Genomic DNA, 17,600 nt, shown 5'->3' on the forward strand with positions numbered 1-17,600 from the left:
ATTCTGCACAAATTGTAGTACTTCGAGGCTACAGAGGCTGGACCAGATAGGTCTGCCTGTATTCTGCTTGCAATTCTTGTCGGCACGCTTCAGCTTGCGCTGCTGCGTCCCTCGCGAAGAGGGCAAAGACGGTCGAGCCAGAACCAGACATCATCGCACCCGCAGCACCTGCTCGCAACAAGCGGTGTTTCAAAATGCCGATTACGCGGTGCTGGCCTACGCTCACGCCTTCAAGGTCATTGACCATTTCTTCTGGTCGGAAAAGACCTTGCTTCAGGCGACTGCCCGATTCGCTCGCAAAGCTGAACAAATTAAACTTTTTCGTTCCTGCTGTCAATGCAAAAGTTTCGTAGGCCCATTTGGTCGAGATATCAATCCCTGGATTAACCAGCAAGACCTGGTAGCCGCAAAGTGGTTGGGCCGCTTGCAGTCGTTCTCCGATGCCAGTAGCCCATGCCGCAGGCAGATCATGAACAAAGAACGGCACATCCGCGCCCAGCCGAACAGCGATAGCGGCCAGCTTCTCGGTTGAGCAGTTGGTGGCCAGTAACTGGTTCAGCCCTTTGAGCACAGCAGCAGCATCGCTGGACCCACCCCCAAGTCCGGCAGCCATAGGGATATGTTTATGTAAAACAATCCGTACCCCTTGCCCTGCTCTGCCGATATGGGTTAGGAAAAGCTGGGCAGCGCGAAAGGCAATGTTCCGTTCATCCACAGGCAAAGCAGCCGCGCCTGAGCAGGAGAGGGAGATACCTGTCTGTGCAGTCAGCGACAAGGTAAGCTCATCATACAGGGCCACCTTCTGCATCAGACTGACCAGTTCATGATAACCGTCTGGTCGTCGGCCAACAATCTTCAGATAAAGATTGATCTTGGCTGGAGCCTGTAAGACCAGAGAACGTTCTTGCAATACCGGTGCCAATCTTACCTCGCTGGTGATTCTGGAGTGCCGCGCAGCAGAGGTCTAACTAAAGAAAAGACCTGATCCACAGTGATTGCCCGCATACATTGGTTATCGGTGCAAGGAGTCTTCCGGTGATTAGCTGCGCTGACACAGGGTGAACAGGCCAGGCCAGCAGAGATTGCAGTCGCATTGCCAAGTGAACCATAGAGAGTCGGGGTTTCAGGTCCAAAGAGGACAAAGACCCGCAAAGGGGTGATCGAGGAAAAGTGACCTGGCCCAGAGTCATTCGTGACCATGAAGAAGGCGATAGAATAGAGCAGGGGCAACTGCTCTAATGGGATGGCCCCAGCAAAGTTCAAGCAACGCGGATGATCGACACAGGTACAGAGATGCGCGGCCTCTCCGTGTTCCTTCTTGGCACCTGTGACCAATACCAGCACATCGGGAACCGTATTGACGATCCGCCGCATCAATTCAACATACCGAGCAGGCATCCATTTCCGCTGGGGCAGCATGTCGCTTGCATTGGGATTAATCAAGACAATACGGTGGCTACCCGGACGATAATCAGGATAATACTCAGCTACCCGCGCGTGCATCGTTGCTAACTCGGCGGGCGGAAAGCTGATCGTTGGTAGGACAATCTCCGCATCACTGATCCGCTGCTTGCAATAAGGCAGTTCCGGCTCTGAAGCGAGCAGGCTATTGACCAAGGCGATAAAGTTCTTGGCAATATGCTGATGCGGGTTATACGCCACCTTATGCGTGAGCATTTCTCCCCGGTACAAGCCCTCATTGCAGAACCGATAAAAACCCACGCGGTTGACTGCGCCGCTTGCGCCGGTGAGTAAGGCGGTAAAGCGCGAGAACAGCTCCAGATCAAGCACCGTATCGATCTGCTGTTCCCGTGTCCAGCGCAGGAAGAGCACCGTATCCTTTGCTAGAGTAAAGATATTGCTTTCGCGGAGGACAAAGATATTCTCTGAAGGGATGGTTCTGGTTAAGTCAAGGCTAGCCCTGTTCTTGGCAAAGATGACGAAGAACAGTTCCGCGTTCAGCTCCTTCCGGGCTTTGCGCAGGGCTGGATCAGCTAAGATGGTGGATCCCATCTCTGACAACTCAATAAAGAGCAAGCGTTGCGGTTGTTTGGCCGCAAGCGGGCGCAGCCGCTCTGACAGCCTGAGAATCAGGGTGAGTAGAAAGGTCAGGGGAATTCCTAACCAACGGTCAATAAAGCGCATCGTGTCAACGTTCATCCAGTTCTCCTCAAACAAGAAAACGAATAGTTCTGAAAATGTTCTTAGGCTGCTCTCTCATCTCCTTATGTCCGTCGGTTCCATACGTATGACTCTGCTGGTATCATACGTATGATACTGTTGGCACCATACGTATGACTCAGTCGGTACCATAGGTATGATACTGTTGCTACCATACCTATGGTACTTCTTCTCCAACGTCCGTTCGAGATTTTCTCGGCTAGGCTTTACGAGACCGCTTCCATCTGCTTGGGCTGCGGCCTGCTGTTTTGGGTCAAATAAATCACCAAACCAGGTAAGGAGGCCACCAGCGTGGTCAAGCCACAGAGCAAGGAAAAGGCGAGCACCTTGGTCTTATCTGCACCTATCAGCAGGAAAAACCCCACCATTGCCCCTTCCCGCACACCCCAACCAGCCAGGGAAATGGGTACGATAGTGAGCAAGACGACTGGCGGTACCAAGGCGAGATAGACGTGCAGAGGGAACTCCAGGCCAACTGCTTGTCCGTTCATGAAGAAAACGCTGATCGACAGCAGGTGGATCACAATAGATAGCCCCAGCTGGAGGATGATCGCTCCGGGCGAGGAATACACGTGGAAATAGTGCTCGGAAAGACTGCCGAGAAGGCCGAGATACTTGCCTGCGGCAAACCAGGCAAACTTGCGCAAGACAAAGAGCAACAGGAGTCCGACAGTCAAGGCACTGAGGATCAGCAGCAGGGCGTATTCTACTTGCGGCGGCAGCAGATGATGGTTCATCAGCAAGGCAGCAATATTAAGGAGCAGGAGACCGGCAAGACCAACAATCCGATCAATAAATACCCCAAAGAAGGCTTCCTTAGTTGAGCCAAGGCGGGAGCAGTCAAGGATACGGATGCCATCGCCGCCGATACTTGAGGGCAAGCCTTGATTAAAGAACATCCCCTTGAAGTAACTCTTTAAGTAAAACAGCTTGGGTGCTGGAAAGCCCAGCCGTTCCATAATCAGTCGCCAGCGGCACGAAGCAACAGTATTGGAGGCGAGTTGAAAGAACAGGGCCGCAAGAAGAAAGCGTGGGGAAGCCTTGAGCAAAGCTGCGGCGGTCTCACCAGGATGAATGCTGCGGAAGATGATAAAGAGCAGCAGGCAAGCGACAATCAGCTTGAGGCCGTAGGTCAGTACGGATTTACGCATGGGGGTTGGTTAGGCGTTGTTCGCAGTGTGGACAGGGACTGAACCCTGCTTTTTGGGCAACTTTAATGCTGACGAATTGTAAACCAGCACGCCGGTACATCTGGCAACCAGGTAGATGAAAGAGACCTGTATCAGGATCAGCATGAACTAGAAGCCCAGCCGAGCCAGACAGGGTTGTCTGTAGCTGCCGTGCTGGCTTGCGGTGCAGGCGGGCAGCAAGCCGCTGATACGGTCGGACTAGCAGTCCTTCTAGGAGCCAGCGACCAGCCAAGGTCACGGGTTCTGGCACAACCGGGCGTTCCTGTTCTGTGCGTCGGAACACAAAGAGGACCAGAACGCTAAATATGGCATTGGAGAGCCAGAGACCCGTGGGAACAGGCAGTACCTTATCTTCAGCCATTACTTGCCCAACAGTCGAGAGCATGTAATACAACACAAAGAAGAAGAGGCCAAGTGGTAGGCCGATAGCCTTGCGCCCAGGTCCGGCTTGCAGACCAAGCGGTAGGCCAAGCAGGCTGAGAATCAGGCAACCTACTGGCATGGCCAAGCGATGGTGATATTCACTCATAAAGGTGATCACATCCTGGGGATGCGCATTCGGACGACTGGCCTCTGTGAGCAGCTGTTCCTGGGACATGCTGCTTTTACTGAGCTGGGTAACATCATCGCCATCAATCTTGGTTGGTGGCTTAAGGGGGATGCGTAACTGGTAACGACGGAAGCGGACAGTTTGGCCATCAAAGCCACTGGTACTGTGCAAGGTGCCATCATGCAAGATAATCGTCACGGCCATCCGGCTAATATCTGCCTGCATCTGACCGCTCTTAGCCATGATGATATTAGGCTGTTGCCGCCCCCGCATATCTGAGACATAGACCCCTTGCCAGGCCCCGGTGTCTGGCTTGGTCTCATCCACATACACCACCACCTCGCCCAAGGCTTCGGTGAACTTCTTTTCCTTAATCCCCTTGTCGATCTTCTCCTTAGCCAACTGATACATCAGCTGCCGTATCGCCACTTCACCAGCGGGAATCAGGCGGACAGAGAACCAGCCAGTCAAGGTAGCAATCACACTAGCTAAGAGTACCACCGGGGGCAGCATTTGGCGCAGGCTGATACCACAAGCCTTGAGAGCCAGTAGTTCTCGATCATTGGTCAGGCGCGTGAAGCCAATGATCACCCCTGTCATACTAGCCATTGGAATGACATACAGGAGTAGATGCGGGAAGATATACGAGAAGAGACGGATAAAATCAGCTAGACCTATGCCTAAGTCCAGGACGATCTCCAGCAAAGGGATTAAGCGCACCAGAAAGAAGACGCTGTACAGGATCAGAAAGCTGGCAAAAAAAGGGGCGAGCAGTTCTGTCGTCAGGTAGCTGTACAGCAGCAAGGGCAGACGCTTACGGAGCATGAGTCTCCGTAGGCTGGGACGCGGCTGGGGGAGCAGCGTTCTGGGCTGGAGGTGTAGGTTTCTGGTTGATGATGTTGTTGATGTTTACGTCAATCCAGTGCTGATCCCACCATTCTACTGGGGTAACAAAGATGCCATGCACTAGCATCGAGAAATGGAGATGATCACCTGCGGCCATGCCAGAGGTGCCGGTGCGACCGATAATCTCGTCCTTTTCTACCATCTTGCCCACTGAGGTCTCAAGCCGACTGAGATGCGAATACAGGCTGCTGAGTCCTTGGCCATGATCAATGATCACCATATTGCCGTAAATACCCAAGTAATCAGCAAAGACCACTCGACCTCGATTAGCTGCCCGGACTTCTGCCTTTTCGTTGGAAGCGATGTCAATACCCAGATGGGTCTGCTGGTCGATCTCCTGGCCCTTGTAGTAGTATGTCCGCTGATCAGCGTATGCAGCACGTCCTGCGCCGGGCATCCGCAAAAAGCGATCCTGCCAGAGCTGCTCCTGGGCTGTATTCCGGCAGACATTGCTGATCTTCTCTGCATTCAATACCCGCACCTTCTGATTAACAAAGAGATACTTCTCTACGTCCGTGCCTTTCATCTCTGGGTAATGTTGCTGAAACTCAGGGAGCTTGTTCTGGAGGAAGCTGTCAGGGATTTCAATCCGATCACGCTTCTCCTTTGCCTTCTTAAAACGCACGCTAAAGCTCGCTTGCGCCTCATTGCCCGCTTCATCTGTGCCAATCACCCGCGTGTTCTCTGGCTTTTCGCTGTCCCAAGCAAGGGCGATGTAGGTGATATAGGTTTTATCCTTGCCTGGCAAAGGGAAACCTGGGAAGAACATCTTCTCAATCATAACTCCATGCCGAGATAATGGCTCAGAGGAGCTATACAGTACCATGCCACTGCCGCCTTGCTGTAGGTGCATCTGCGCATGTTCAATCATGAGCAGCGGCGGTTTGGAGTCAACTGTCACGGGCAAGCGCAGTTCAGTGCTGTTGCGCTTGAGTGAGAAGTCATGGACTGTTACCAGTAACTCGGCCCCTCCTTCCTTGAGGCCAAGACCCTTGACATCTACGTTGAGGACTTCCTGCACCTGAGATGGCCCGGCTTGAGAAAACCAGGATTGGCGGGGATACTGGCGGTCAAAGAGTGGATAAACAGAACCGTTCTGATGCCGTAGCGTAACCGTAATCTGCTGGATACCGCTCTTTTTATCTGCTGCCTGGAGAGGTAGAGCCATTGCCCCGCCAACAAACTTAATCTCCTTGTTGACCGCAACCGTAGGCTGCTCAAATTCCAGTACCATGAAAAAGGCAGCTCCTGCTCCGACCGCCACTAGCATGGATAGGGCGATCAGAGCCAGTCTGGCCAGCTCTTTCGCGTTGGCGGAACGGAAATAGGAGCCGAAACCGCGTCTGCTCTGTTTGATCATGATCAATGCCTTGGGGTTAGGTTATTCGTTCCAGATGATCTCGTAGCGCTGCACATGCAGGTCAGGTGCAGGTATCACCGTGATCCGTTTACCGACAGCCTGTTCGAGCAGCTGTACCTGACCTGCTTCTTCACGCAGGAGCAAGTCAGCAACGCGGGGATGCGTACGCAGAATGATGCTCGTGCCATTGATCTTTGCTGCGTCGCGGGAGATCTTACGGAAGATCTCGTAGCACAGGGTTCGCTTGGATTTGACTGTTCCTTCACCACCGCAGCAGGGACAGCTTTCATTCAACGTTCGCGAGAGGTTCTCACTCGCGCGCTGGCGGGTCATCTGCACCAAGCCGAATTCAGACATCCTGAGGATGTTGACCCGGTTGCGGTCTTTTGCCATAGCCTCTTGCAACGCCCGGTACAACGCCTCTCGGTCTTGCTCGGCCTCCATATCGATGAAGTCGATAATGATAATGCCACCAATGTTCCTAAGCCGTAACTGGGCTGCGATCTCCTTGACTGCCTCCATGTTGGTCTTGAAGATGGTCTCGGCGAGATCATTCTTACCGACATAGCGGCCTGTGTTCACATCAATCACGGTCAAGGCTTCAGTGGTCTCTATGATAATATACCCACCAGAGCGCAGCCAGACCTTTTTGTCTGCTACTCGACTAATAGCTGCTTCGATACCATAGGCTTCAAAGAGCGGTACCTCACCATCATAGTAAACAATCCGGCTTTTCAGCTTAGGGGCAAAGGTGCTGACAAAGTTCAGCAGCCGTTCATGCTCCTCTTGGGAGTCAATTACAACCTCGTTCACATTGTCCGTCAGTAAATCGCGAGCCGAGCGCAGTATTAAGTTGATGTCTTTATAGACTAACCCTGGCACGGCTGAACGTTGCGCACCTGACTTGATATCGTCCCAGAGTAGCATCAGGAACTCCATATCCGCTTCAATCTCGGCACTGGTAATATTCTCAGCTACCGTGCGAACAATGAAACCCGTGCCTGCTGGCCGCAAACTCTCGATCTTCCGGCGCAGCTCGTCGCGGACATGTTCATTCTCAATCTTGCGGGAGATGCCAATATGGTCGGTCAAGGGCATGAAGACGAGATTACGGCAGGCCAAGGTAATGTGGCAGGTCAGCCTGGCACCTTTTGTCCCAAGCGGGTCTTTAGCAATCTGCACCATGACAGTCTGGCCTTCTTTGAGCAGGTTCTCAATCCCAGAATGGGCAGGGCAAGAGCTTGTCAGAGACGGATCTTCAGGATACTGCCGTCGTTTTTCCTCACCCGTTGTCCGCTCCTCAAAGTTGGGCACAGAGGCGGGATGAACATCATCAACATAGAGAAACCCTGTACGCTCTAGGCCAATGTCCACAAAAGCTGCCTGCATTCCAGGCAGCACTCGTACTACCTTGCCACAGTAGATATTGCCGACCAGACCCTTTTCCAAAGGTCGCTCAATGTGAAACTCAAGCAGCGTGCCGCCCTCAACCAGTGCGATCCGGTTTTCATAAGGCGCAGCGTTGATCAGGATGTCTGTGTACATAATCTATGGTTCGTTATTTGCAACAGGCATGGTCTGACCGCGCGTCGCCAGGCGGTGAAAGGGATTTGGTGCAGATCACGGATGTCGTTCAGGTTGACGGAAAAAGCCGGACAGATACTCGATGTCCGGCTGCATACCAACAGGGTTATAATACCCGACTCGCCCTGCCCTGCCAAGAAAGGATTGGCCAGCCCAGTTCCTTCCCGGAAAAAGATGTGTACATTTTCCTGCATCCTTTTTAAGATGCAGCAGATTGTCCCTTCTCACCTCAGATAACTTTGCTGCTATGGTCAATTCCACCCAATCATCTGGAAGTCATCTGCGTAAAGCCTTAGGCTGGTCGCTGGCAGGTCTGGCCACTGCCTGGCAAGAGACTGCCTTTCGCCAAGAAATTTATGCCCTGTGCATTCTCGTCCCCTTGGCCTTTGTCCTTGGGCAGGGCGGCATAGAACATGCCGTGCTCTTAGGCAGTCTGTTGCTGGTTCTGATTGCGGAACTGCTCAACACCGCAGTTGAAGCAGCTATTGATCGCATTGGTCCGGAACGACATCCTTTATCTGGCAGAGCGAAAGATTTAGCTTCCGCAGCGGTGTTTATCGCTCTGCTCAATGCCGCTCTAGTTTGGCTGCTCATTCTGCTGGGTTAACTGGCTTGCTCTACTCCTTTCTTACTCGCTGGCAAAGGAGTTTGGCTTGGCAAGAGAGGAGTTCTGCCGACTCAGAAAGGAGTTGTACTCGGCAGAAAAGAAGTTTGGCCGAGTAGCAAAGGAGTTCTGGTAAGCCGGAAAGGAATCTTGCCGACTAGGAAAGCAGTTTGGGTCGGCCAAACTCCTTTGCGGCTAATCAGGAAAGGAGTTTGGCCAAGCCGAACTCCTCTGCTGCCGACTAAAACTCCTTGGTAAACGAGCCGTACTCTTCCCTTGCTTATTCAGCCGCATGTTATAATGCGTCTGCTAGAGTTGCGCCATCTTCTGAGCTGCTGATGAGTACGCTGCTGAAGCCCAGCTTTCCCGCTATCCTGCTGACAAATTCTGCCGCATTGGCGCAGCAGATTATCCTGCCCTGCCAAGTAAAGCGATATTCATCCCGGACATGATCTAAGCAGGTGATGACCAGATGCCGCTGCTGGCTAGTCCGAATGAGTTCATCCCTACTGATGGCGTATTCGAGCAAGGAAACATCGAGTAAACTCCGCCGAAACTCCCCTTGATAGCTATTGCAGATGTTGGTCTCCTGCGGGTTGGCCTTGATGTTGTGCGGCAGATGCTCATTTGACATTGGCCCATCGCCATGCCTGGTTTGGTAAGCACGGGTGACGAGATAGACTTCCAGCTCAGTGCTACCATACAGGGCAACTGCATTGGTGGTGCCGGTGTTGGCGCGAGTCACATAGGGAAAGAAGCCAACGTGCTGATCAAGCAGCAGTCCTTGCGAGCCTTCATAGATGTGATTGCTGAAACCGAGTGGCAGGCCGTGGGTCTTGCGGATATAGGGTGAATTGACTATCTGCTTACAGCAATCAAGAAACGCATCGACAGAAGCCTCTGCGTATTCCTTATAGAAGAACGTGCGGAGCAGGTCAAGGCGAGTTGCCAATATCCACGGTGAGAAGAGGTCGGCAAAGGTTAAGGAGTAATGCTGCTCCTCCCGGTTGATCGTATCACCTACACCTACTCCGCAGCTGCCGTGCGGATGATGCTGCCGGTTGCGGGCAATGTCATAGGGGGTGGTGACAGGGCATTGGGCATCTATGTAGAGCAGTGGCTGCACACCCTTGGCGAGCAGTGCCGCCAGTTCGTTGCAGAGGCCAATCGGCTCTATCGTGCAGAAGCGCGAGAAATAGCTGACCGCACCTTGCAGCGTGCCAGAGCCAAAGTTGGAGAAGACATGGCGCAGGCCCTGCGCAACCACCGTATGCCCAGCTTGTTGACCACCAGAGAAACGGATGACCAGCGGGTTTTCACAAGTCCGACAGAGCCAGTCGGTAACTAAGCCTTTGCCCTCATCGCCAAAGCCTGCGCCAATGACGAACTTGCCTTTCACAAGAGAATCGCGGTCTCTGTTAACCCTGCGGTTGGTGAAGGCGCACTGGGCTTGGCTGTTTTCCGCAAAGTCTCGGCAATGATATCTGGGATGACCTTCGAGACATCTTCGTGTCGATCCAGGATGATGAGCTGCTCGCCCATCAGCTGTTTCCAACCATCCATCGTGTATTGATTACTGCCTGCGCTCGTCTGGCGAATATGCAAGTGAAAGACGTGATACAGCTCTCTGGCTCGGTCTAAAAGGACTGATGCAGAATAGGTTTCATATTGGCCATCGCCCATGATGTGCTTCAAAGCTGCCGCAGGCACAGCAGGTAAAGTCGGCTCATCGCCAATAGTAAACAAGAAGCCCTTTTGCTTGCGCTTCTCAAAGCAATCAATGGCTGTATGAAAACCAGCGAAATACCAAGCCAGCAAATAGCTTTCACCTGCATTGCCACCACCGCCGCCCTCTAAATAGACATCCGTCAGCCACTTATCCAGCAGCTCATCATTAGATTCAAATTGCCCCACCTGAAGTGGGCTGTTGTCGCACTCATGATCACCTATGGCTAGGAACAGAAGCTGCGGATCAGGCGTGCCGCTTTGGATAATCCGGCCCATGATCTTAGGTAATCCTTCCTTAACCAGATGATGTGGTATCGAACCCATTGAGCCAGTTACATCCAAGGCCAGGATAATCGCCACCGAGTTAGGATGTTCAGCAGAATCCCGCGATTCCCTAACCCTGATCCCGTGCGGGTTCATGGCATTATTGATCGACCGCTGTGAGAATATTTCGTGGGCCGACTTGGTACCATAGCCCACCGATGCTGCCCGTGCTGCCCGGTCATCAACTGAATAGCTTCCCCAGCCCATGATTATTTCCCTCCAAAGAGATAGTTGTACCGCTGTTTGGCAATCTCCAAAGTAATTTCTGCCTGCCTGATTTTGATGCCGAGTTCAATGTCCTTAGCCACATAGTCATCGCAGTTAAAATCGCTGGCCAAGATCAGGCTGTGAGCAGAGGTGGGTGAGAGATCCAGCATATTCTCCTGCTCCCGCTGCATCTTGCGGATACTGATCTCTAAATCTTCGATCTTACGCTTATAAACCAGCTGCGCATCTTCAGCAATAGCTGCGGCCCGGTCTTCCCGAATCTCTTTGTTGTTCCGCTTCAGCGAGCTAATGAAGGCCCCTGCTAACTCTTTGTCTGCATCGTTCATTTCATTCTCCAGGATCATCGGTAGCGGTTTTCGCGTCAGAGACATACACATCTGCTAAAACAACGTGATCAGCCAGCGTAAAACTGCGGCAGAGGTTTGTCAAGAAAAACCTAAAAGGTAGAGGTGCAATTTCGTGAAATCCACCCAACCTAAAAAGCTGCGCTCGCAGGTCGATGCGATCATAATACTTATGGCAATGTGTCCTAAGTATTATAGGCAGTTCATCCTAAGTACTATGGAGGATGTCTCCTAAGCATTATCGACAGTTCGTCCTAAGCATTATAGACGGTTCATCCCAAGTATTATAGTCTGCGCCATGGGCAGTCATGCCAGTTATTTTTGAGTTGCTTTTCCTGGAAGAAGGTGGAATGATTATAGGCGGGATGACAGAGGTCATCAGAAGCAGGCTGTCAGCAGCGTCAGGCTATGACTGTATTTCCCTATCCGCTTTTTTAAGGAGAAGCATTATGCGTCCATCTTATCTGGTTTTAGCCCTGGTTTTGTGCTCACTTACAACGATTGGCCCAGTATTTGCTGAAAGCACCACACACGCTGGGAAAGCAGTCGAACAAGCATCGCAAGCCAGCAGTAATGCAAGTGGTAGCGCGGCCCATGCTATCAGTGCTTCTGGGCAGGTGACATCAGCTGCAGCTGCGGTACCACTGTCTGCTGCGGGTACAGTATCTGGTGCTGCTGGCGCAGCCAGCACAAGTGCTGCCCAGGCTGCCACAGAAGCAGCTTCAGCCCCGGCTGGTACGCCTTTACCAGTCAGTGACGAGACAGTTACCGTCACACCGCCAGACAAGGCTCTCGCCTCGCCAGATAAAGCCATCACGTCGCCGGACAAAGCCTTAAAGCCCAAGAATTAAGTTGATTTCGCAGCCAGGAGATATAAGGATGCGCGTGCTTCTTGCTCTTATTTTGTTAGTGATCGTCTCCTGGATCACTCCCCCTTCTGCCCAAACTGCTAACAATGGTTCAGTTGGCAGTCAAGCAGGAGGGGCTTTGCATTTTTCGCCAGAGCAAATTATTAGATTTGCGAAAAAGGTGGAAAAGACTATTGCCGCTAAGGGGGCAAGGGTGGCGATTGTGGCTCGCAAAGGGCAAGCTGCCTCTGAACTGCCACCAGGCATGAGTTTTACCCATACTGGCTTTGCGGTTTATTCAGAAATAACCACGCATGATGGCCGAAAGCTGCCAGGCTATGCGATCTACAATCTTTACCAGCAGGCGCAAGATCCTAGTGTCAGTGCCTTGGCCCAGGACTTCCCGGTTGACTTCTTTGCTGGTGCCGTAGAGCTGGAAGCAGGGATCATCATTCCTTCGCCTGAATTACAGAAACGCTTACTTGCAGTTATTGCCTCGCCAACCTATAAGCTGCTGCATGAGCCGCGCTATTCCTCTATTGCCAACCCCTATACACTGGGTAAGCAGAATTGCACAGAGTTTGTCCTGGATGTGATTAATGCTGCTATTTACCAGACCAATGATATTAAGCAGATCAAGGCCAATACTCAAAAGTACTTTGTTGCCCAAGAGGTTAATGTCAGTCCTTTGAAGTTGATGCTGGGTTCTATGTTCAGTGCTGCAATCTCAACCGCTGATCATCCTGGTGCCCCTGTCACAGCCACTTTTGAGACTATAGGTAATTATCTCCAACGCTATGATGCTGGTACAAAACGGCTGCGCGTTCTGTATCGCAACTAGGCCCTGCCCTTGCAGCTTTCCTCTCGCCTCTTTCGTAGTTCTTCCAAGCAGCCAGCTGGTATAGCTGCGCCTATTCTTCAGGAGTTGCGGGCCATCCTAGGTAAAGACAATCTGCTCACTACTTGGGAAGAACGAGCCTGCTACAGCTACGATGCGACTGGCCAGAGCTTTCTCCCTGATGCCGTTGCCTTGCCAGAAACAACCGAGCAGGTAGCAGCGATGCTTCGGCTGGCTAATCAATATCGTTTCCCGGTGATTCCCCGTGGTGCAGGCAGCGGGGTGACTGGCGGTGCTTTGCCAACAGCCGCAGGATTGGTGATCGCCTTTAGCAAAATGAATCAGATCCTGGAGATTGACCCTGCAAATCTGATCGCGGTAGTACAACCAGGCTTGATTACCGGTGAGTTACAAGCAGCCCTGAAAAAGCATAATCTGATGTATCCCCCTGATCCAGCCAGCTTGAAGTTCTGCTCTCTTGGTGGCAATGCCGCAGAATGCGCAGGTGGCCCAAGTGCAGTGAAATACGGCGTAACCCGTGATTATATTATCGGCCTAGAGGCAGTGCTAGCCACAGGTGAGATCATTAAGACTGGGGTACGCACGGAAAAAGGCGTGGTTGGCTATGACCTAACCCGTCTTCTGATTGGTTCAGAAGGTACTTTGGCCCTGTTTACCAAACTTATTCTCCGCCTGCTACCCTTAGCGCAGGCCAAGACCACGTTCTGTCTTACCTTTACCTCATTAGCAGCAGCAACGCAGCTGGTGGCAGAAATTCTCTCAGCTGGGCTATTACCTTGTACCTTAGAATACATGGATAGAACTGCCCTTGCCGCAGTGCGTACTCGGTTGCCGCAGCCATTATCAGATACGACCGCAGCCTTGCTGTTAGTGGAATTTGATGGCAACAGTGCAGAACAGGTGCAGCAAGAAGCACTCCGCTTTGTGAGCTTTGTCCAGCAGAAAGGGAATTGTGTACTCAGGCAAGCAACAGATGCAAAGGAGACCGATGAACTATGGTTAGCTCGTCGGTCAATCGCACCCGCAGTGCTTTCGCTTAGGCCGCATAAGATTGCTGAGGATGTAGTAGTACCGCGTTCAAAGATTCCTGATCTCGTGGCCTTTACTGAGCAGTTAGCTCTTGAGTTGCAGCTTCTGATACTTACGTTTGGTCATGCCGGAGATGGGAATATTCATGTCAACATTATGCTTGATAAAAGCAAACCAGAAGAGCATCGGCATGGCCTGGAAGCTAAGGAGCGGCTCTTCCGCTTTGTCCTTGGTCTGGGCGGCACACTCTCTGGCGAGCATGGCATTGGTATTACTAAGTCTGCCTTTTTGCCGCTGGAAATCGACCCGGCCAGCCTCAGTCTGATGCGCAAGCTCAAACAGCTCTTTGATCCGAACAACATCCTTAATCCCGGCAAGATATTTCCTGAATAGACCCTTGACATACAACTTATCGGCAACTTCCCTCTCTTTTTGATCTCACTTACCTTGCAATGTACGTTCCAGTCTGCCGCAGATGCTAACTGGAATTGTCTTGTTGACAAGGGCAGATGTGCGTCTTAAACTGTATCACTCCCCGCAACCCTTGAACGAAGAGGCCGCACTCATGCAGACAGCCAAGCTATTTGTCAATGGACGCAGTCAGGCCGTCAGACTGCCCAAAGGATTCAAGTTCAAAGGAACAGATGTCTTTATTCAGAAAGTTGGTGATTCTGTCATCCTATTGTCCAAAGGACAAGGTCTGGGAAACATTCCTCATCGGTCTCCACAGGTTCACAGATGATTTCATGGCAAATGGACGCGAGCAGCCAGAGATGCAGGATCGTTTCACCGAGAATGAGCGTCTGATGAAAACTCAATTGTAGGCTCAATCGGATGAAATTGATTGTTCATCCAACAGTATAACTTAACTATGGAGGAAAAACAAAATGAAGAGAAACTGCACGCTGAGAACAATAATTCCGTTTTTTGCCAGCGCAGCCATGCTGTTTGCAGCATGGCCCAGTCATGCCAGTGAACTGCCGACCCATGCCGAACTTCGTCAGGCACTTAAAGAGGTCGTGCAGGACAAGAACGGCGGATTCAGCCTGAACATGTGGGCCACAGTCGTGGACAGGGACGGCGTGGTGAAAGCGGTTGCCTTCTCCGGCAAGGACAGAGGCGATCAGTGGCCGGGGAGCAGAGTCATTTCCGCGCAGAAGGCCAACACGGCGAATGCGTTTAGCCTTCCGGCACTGTCGCTGTCCACAGCGAATCTCTATGCAGCAGTTCAGCCGGGGGGAAGTTTGTACGGTCTCCAGCACAGCAATCCGGTCGATGTCAGTGTCGCCTACGGCGGGCCGTCTGAGAAAATTGGTGCTGAGGATGATCCTATGACGGGCAAGAAGATGGGCGGCGTGAATATCTTCGGTGGCGGTCTGGCCTTGTACAATAAAGAGGGCAAACTGGTCGGAGCCCTTGGAGTCAGCGGCGACAGCTCATGTGCTGACCATAATATCGCTTGGAAAGTGCGGGACAAACTTGGCTTGGACTTTGTGCCTGCTGGAGTAAGCCCGGCTAAGGATGACAACATCGTCAACGACATTGCCAACGGCGCAAGTGCTGGAGGCTGGGGACATCCGACATGCTCGCCTGAGGCGGCTGAAATTGCGACAGGATTGCCGAAGACACATCCAATCGGCTCAAAGAAATAACAGAGAGCCTGTCCGCACCGCATCCATAAGCAGGATGCAAGCAGGCAGCCCGGATCCCTTGCATTCCATCCGGGCCGCCTCATTTTCCTGCATCTCCCACCCCTAAACGCCTACCTGAGAAAAACTCAAACGCATGTTCCAGTTTGCCACAAATACTAACTAGAATTTTCCAGTTGACAAGGGAAGATGCACCGCTGCTACTGGCTAGTATTCATCTTCCTTTAATGATATGATTGGTAATATCAAACCAATTCCTTGTTTCACACTGACCGTAATTCGGTAACCAAAATAAAGCAGGTGAATGATGGGCACTCTAATTTATCAAATTAAAAGACACAAAGCAACGATAAGTTTCACGCTGATAATTATAATATTTCTATCCATCGGAATCATTACAATCAAGGGACTCCTTGCATTAGGCGGTCTCACCAGAACGATTTACGAGCATCCACTTGTAGTGTCAAACGCCGCCCTTAATGCTGGTCTGGATCTAACAAAAATGCACCTCAGCATGAGAGATTTTGTTTTGTCAAACAGTCCTGAAGAGGGAAATGCCGCGCTGCAAGCTATGGGAGAGGGCGAGAAGGAAGTTTATCAACACCTTGATCTCGTCCGTGATCGTATTCTCGGCGAGAGCGGACAGGAACTTGAACGGCAAACCCGACAACTTTTTGTCCATTGGCAGCCCATACGGGACGAGATTATTCGTTTGTTTAAAGCAGGTGACCAAAAACAAGCTCTTTTCATTACCCAAACAAAAGGTACAGCCCATGTGGCACTGCTTGAGGCCAAGACACTGGAACTGAATTCATATGCAAGGAGAAAGGCTGATTACTTCATCGAACTTGCTCAAATAAATCAATCAAGGCTTGAGTTTGTCACCATTATTTTAATGTCAGCGGGTATCTTTCTGGCAGCAGTAATCGGTTCTTGTGCTTCGCATATTATCAGAAAAACTGAAAAGCTCCTTGAGAATGAGAAGAATGCGGCCATTGACGAAATTAAAGTCTTGCACGGCATTCTCCCAATCTGCTCCTATTGCAAACAAATAAGAGATGATAAGGGCTTATGGAAACAAATGGAAGACTATATCCATGCCCATTCGGAAGCTGCATTCAGTCACGGTATTTGCCCAGATTGCATGAAAAAACATTACCCTGAATACTGCGCGACATTTGTCCCTGCATAAACACAGGGGAAACGCCTGAACAATCGGCTGAAGGCGGCTTACGATTTCACCGTGCTTCATTGTAACCGCCTAGCCGAACCGCACCCCTCCTCTCTTCCCGCTTACCCAACCACCCATCTGTCTCCTCCCTGAACGACCGTTACCGCTTCCCTCTAACGTACATAGGTCTTTCGGACTTAGGGCCTATTAACACTATTAATTGCGATCACGATCAGGGCCAAAACGATAAACCCCATGAACATGACATCCAGTTTGTCAAACCGGGTGAAGATGCGGCGGAATCCCTTCAACCTCCTGAGCAGCCGCTCGACTTCATTGCGTTTCTTATACAGCTCCTTGTCATGCTCCCAAGGTTCTGTCCGGCTGCTTTTCGGGGGCACGATAGGGAAAAATCCCAGTTCTTCGGCTGCCAAATTTCTTGTCTCATCTCCTTCATACGCCCTGTCCATGATCAGAGCGCATGGTTCCGAAGCCGCTCCCAGCTCCGTCAGCAGCCTGCGGCCCTCCGGCGCGTCTCCGGCCTGGCCGGGAGAAAGGGAGAATATCACCGCGCATTCAGCGGATGCGGCAATCAGATGCAGTTTGGTTGTCCATCCGCCGCAGGATTTGCCGACCGACTGAGGGCCATTTTTTTTAACGCTCCGGTTCCGTCAGGATGGACTTTGATGACCGTGCTGTCGAGAGAAAAGGCATCCGCATTGCTGCGGATCATCTGCTCCTGCTGTAACCGTGCGAAAATCCGGTCAAGCACACCATTTTTGCTCCAGCGGCTCATGCGGGTGTAAATGCTGTGCCAATTGCCGAAACTGCTTGGATGCCCTCTCCATTTGCACCCATGTTCAAGGACATGCAGCATCGCGTTCAGCATCGTGAGGTTGTCAATCAACCTATCTCAAAAAACGGAGCAGAATAATTGAACAGGCGAGCAGTAAAAAAGCCAAAAAATTGTCAGCATGTCGGTCATATCGAACAACCAGCCGCCTGAAGTTTTGAAGCCAGGCGAAAAGCCGTTCAACTTTCCAGC

At 51.6% G+C, this 17,600-nt stretch carries 16 protein-coding genes and 2 pseudogenes; 7 read left to right on the forward strand and 11 right to left on the reverse strand.

What is annotated here, in order from left to right; all coding sequences use genetic code 11:
* Positions 1-28: 28 nt before the first annotated feature.
* The 6 genes from ispE to ACNKIB_RS01780 all read right to left on the reverse strand — a co-directional run bounded on the left by ispE (position 29) and on the right by ACNKIB_RS01780 (position 7,732).
* The gene (gene ispE, locus ACNKIB_RS01755; protein ID WP_417908820.1) at positions 29-922 is read right to left on the reverse strand and encodes a 4-(cytidine 5'-diphospho)-2-C-methyl-D-erythritol kinase; all 894 of its coding nucleotides are present in this window, start codon (positions 920-922) and stop codon (positions 29-31) included.
* Positions 923-924: 2 nt separating this feature from the next.
* Positions 925-2,160 (reverse strand): glycosyltransferase family 9 protein, encoded by a 1,236-nt coding sequence (locus ACNKIB_RS01760; RefSeq protein ID WP_417908821.1) that lies wholly within the window; start codon positions 2,158-2,160, stop codon positions 925-927.
* 227 nt (positions 2,161-2,387) lie between these two features.
* Entirely contained in the window at positions 2,388-3,332 is a 945-nt protein-coding gene (locus ACNKIB_RS01765) for a lysylphosphatidylglycerol synthase transmembrane domain-containing protein (RefSeq protein ID WP_417908822.1), read from the reverse strand.
* On the reverse strand, positions 3,325-4,746 hold the full coding sequence (gene lptF, locus ACNKIB_RS01770; protein ID WP_417908823.1) for an LPS export ABC transporter permease LptF: 1,422 nt from the start codon (positions 4,744-4,746) through the stop codon (positions 3,325-3,327). The genes ACNKIB_RS01765 and lptF overlap by 8 nt, the downstream gene beginning before the upstream one ends.
* The gene (locus ACNKIB_RS01775; RefSeq protein WP_417908824.1) at positions 4,736-6,187 is read right to left on the reverse strand and encodes a M23 family metallopeptidase; all 1,452 of its coding nucleotides are present in this window, start codon (positions 6,185-6,187) and stop codon (positions 4,736-4,738) included. Before ACNKIB_RS01775 ends, lptF begins: the two co-directional genes overlap by 11 nt.
* A gap of 21 nt (positions 6,188-6,208) precedes the next feature.
* Entirely contained in the window at positions 6,209-7,732 is a 1,524-nt protein-coding gene (locus tag ACNKIB_RS01780) for an Rne/Rng family ribonuclease (RefSeq protein WP_417908825.1), read from the reverse strand.
* A gap of 286 nt (positions 7,733-8,018) precedes the next feature.
* Between ACNKIB_RS01780 and ACNKIB_RS01785 the strand changes: the two genes are divergently transcribed.
* A complete protein-coding gene (locus ACNKIB_RS01785; protein ID WP_417908836.1) occupies positions 8,019-8,378 on the forward strand; it encodes a diacylglycerol kinase in 360 nt (119 codons plus the stop codon).
* 292 nt (positions 8,379-8,670) lie between these two features.
* Here the strand turns inward: ACNKIB_RS01785 and ACNKIB_RS01790 are convergent, their stop codons facing one another.
* From ACNKIB_RS01790 to ACNKIB_RS01800, 3 genes are read right to left on the reverse strand one after another with little or no spacing between them, the layout of a single operon-like run.
* Positions 8,671-9,774 carry an adenylosuccinate synthetase gene (locus tag ACNKIB_RS01790; protein WP_417908826.1) on the reverse strand — a complete coding sequence of 368 codons (1,104 nt, stop codon included), beginning with the start codon at positions 9,772-9,774 and terminating at the stop codon, positions 8,671-8,673.
* Complete coding sequence (locus ACNKIB_RS01795; protein WP_417908827.1) at positions 9,771-10,634, reverse strand: hypothetical protein; 864 nt, start codon at positions 10,632-10,634, stop codon at positions 9,771-9,773. The genes ACNKIB_RS01790 and ACNKIB_RS01795 overlap by 4 nt, the downstream gene beginning before the upstream one ends.
* Positions 10,635-10,636: 2 nt before the next feature.
* Positions 10,637-11,026: a hypothetical protein gene (locus tag ACNKIB_RS01800; RefSeq protein ID WP_417908828.1), complete on the reverse strand. Its 390-nt coding sequence runs from the start codon at positions 11,024-11,026 to the stop codon at positions 10,637-10,639.
* 422 nt (positions 11,027-11,448) lie between these two features.
* Here ACNKIB_RS01800 and ACNKIB_RS01805 point away from each other — a divergent pair, with 422 nt between their 5' ends.
* From ACNKIB_RS01805 to ACNKIB_RS01830, 6 genes and pseudogenes are all read left to right on the forward strand, one after another.
* Complete coding sequence (locus tag ACNKIB_RS01805) at positions 11,449-11,850, forward strand: hypothetical protein (RefSeq protein ID WP_417908829.1); 402 nt, start codon at positions 11,449-11,451, stop codon at positions 11,848-11,850.
* Between the two features lie 28 nt (positions 11,851-11,878).
* A complete protein-coding gene (locus tag ACNKIB_RS01810; protein WP_417908830.1) occupies positions 11,879-12,688 on the forward strand; it encodes a DUF2145 domain-containing protein in 810 nt (269 codons plus the stop codon).
* A gap of 9 nt (positions 12,689-12,697) precedes the next feature.
* Positions 12,698-14,128 (forward strand): FAD-binding oxidoreductase, encoded by a 1,431-nt coding sequence (locus ACNKIB_RS01815; protein WP_417908831.1) that lies wholly within the window; start codon positions 12,698-12,700, stop codon positions 14,126-14,128.
* Between the two features lie 172 nt (positions 14,129-14,300).
* A pseudogene (gene vapB, locus ACNKIB_RS01820) lies at positions 14,301-14,559 on the forward strand (type II toxin-antitoxin system antitoxin VapB).
* A gap of 117 nt (positions 14,560-14,676) precedes the next feature.
* Positions 14,677-15,387: a GlcG/HbpS family heme-binding protein gene (locus ACNKIB_RS01825; RefSeq protein WP_417908832.1), complete on the forward strand. Its 711-nt coding sequence runs from the start codon at positions 14,677-14,679 to the stop codon at positions 15,385-15,387.
* A 301-nt stretch (positions 15,388-15,688) separates the two neighbouring features.
* Positions 15,689-16,576, forward strand: a complete 888-nt coding sequence (locus ACNKIB_RS01830; RefSeq protein ID WP_417908833.1) for an MCP four helix bundle domain-containing protein — start codon at positions 15,689-15,691, stop codon at positions 16,574-16,576.
* A gap of 176 nt (positions 16,577-16,752) precedes the next feature.
* Here ACNKIB_RS01830 and ACNKIB_RS01835 read toward each other — a convergent pair.
* Positions 16,753-17,459: pseudogene (locus tag ACNKIB_RS01835) on the reverse strand (IS5 family transposase); the annotation flags it as partial.
* A gap of 4 nt (positions 17,460-17,463) precedes the next feature.
* Positions 17,464-17,600 (reverse strand): transposase (locus ACNKIB_RS01840; protein WP_417908837.1); only part of this gene is annotated, 137 nt, incomplete at its 5' end.

This window comes from Candidatus Electronema sp. PJ, assembly GCF_048287395.1.
Taxonomy (GTDB): Bacteria; Desulfobacterota; Desulfobulbia; order Desulfobulbales; family Desulfobulbaceae; genus Electronema.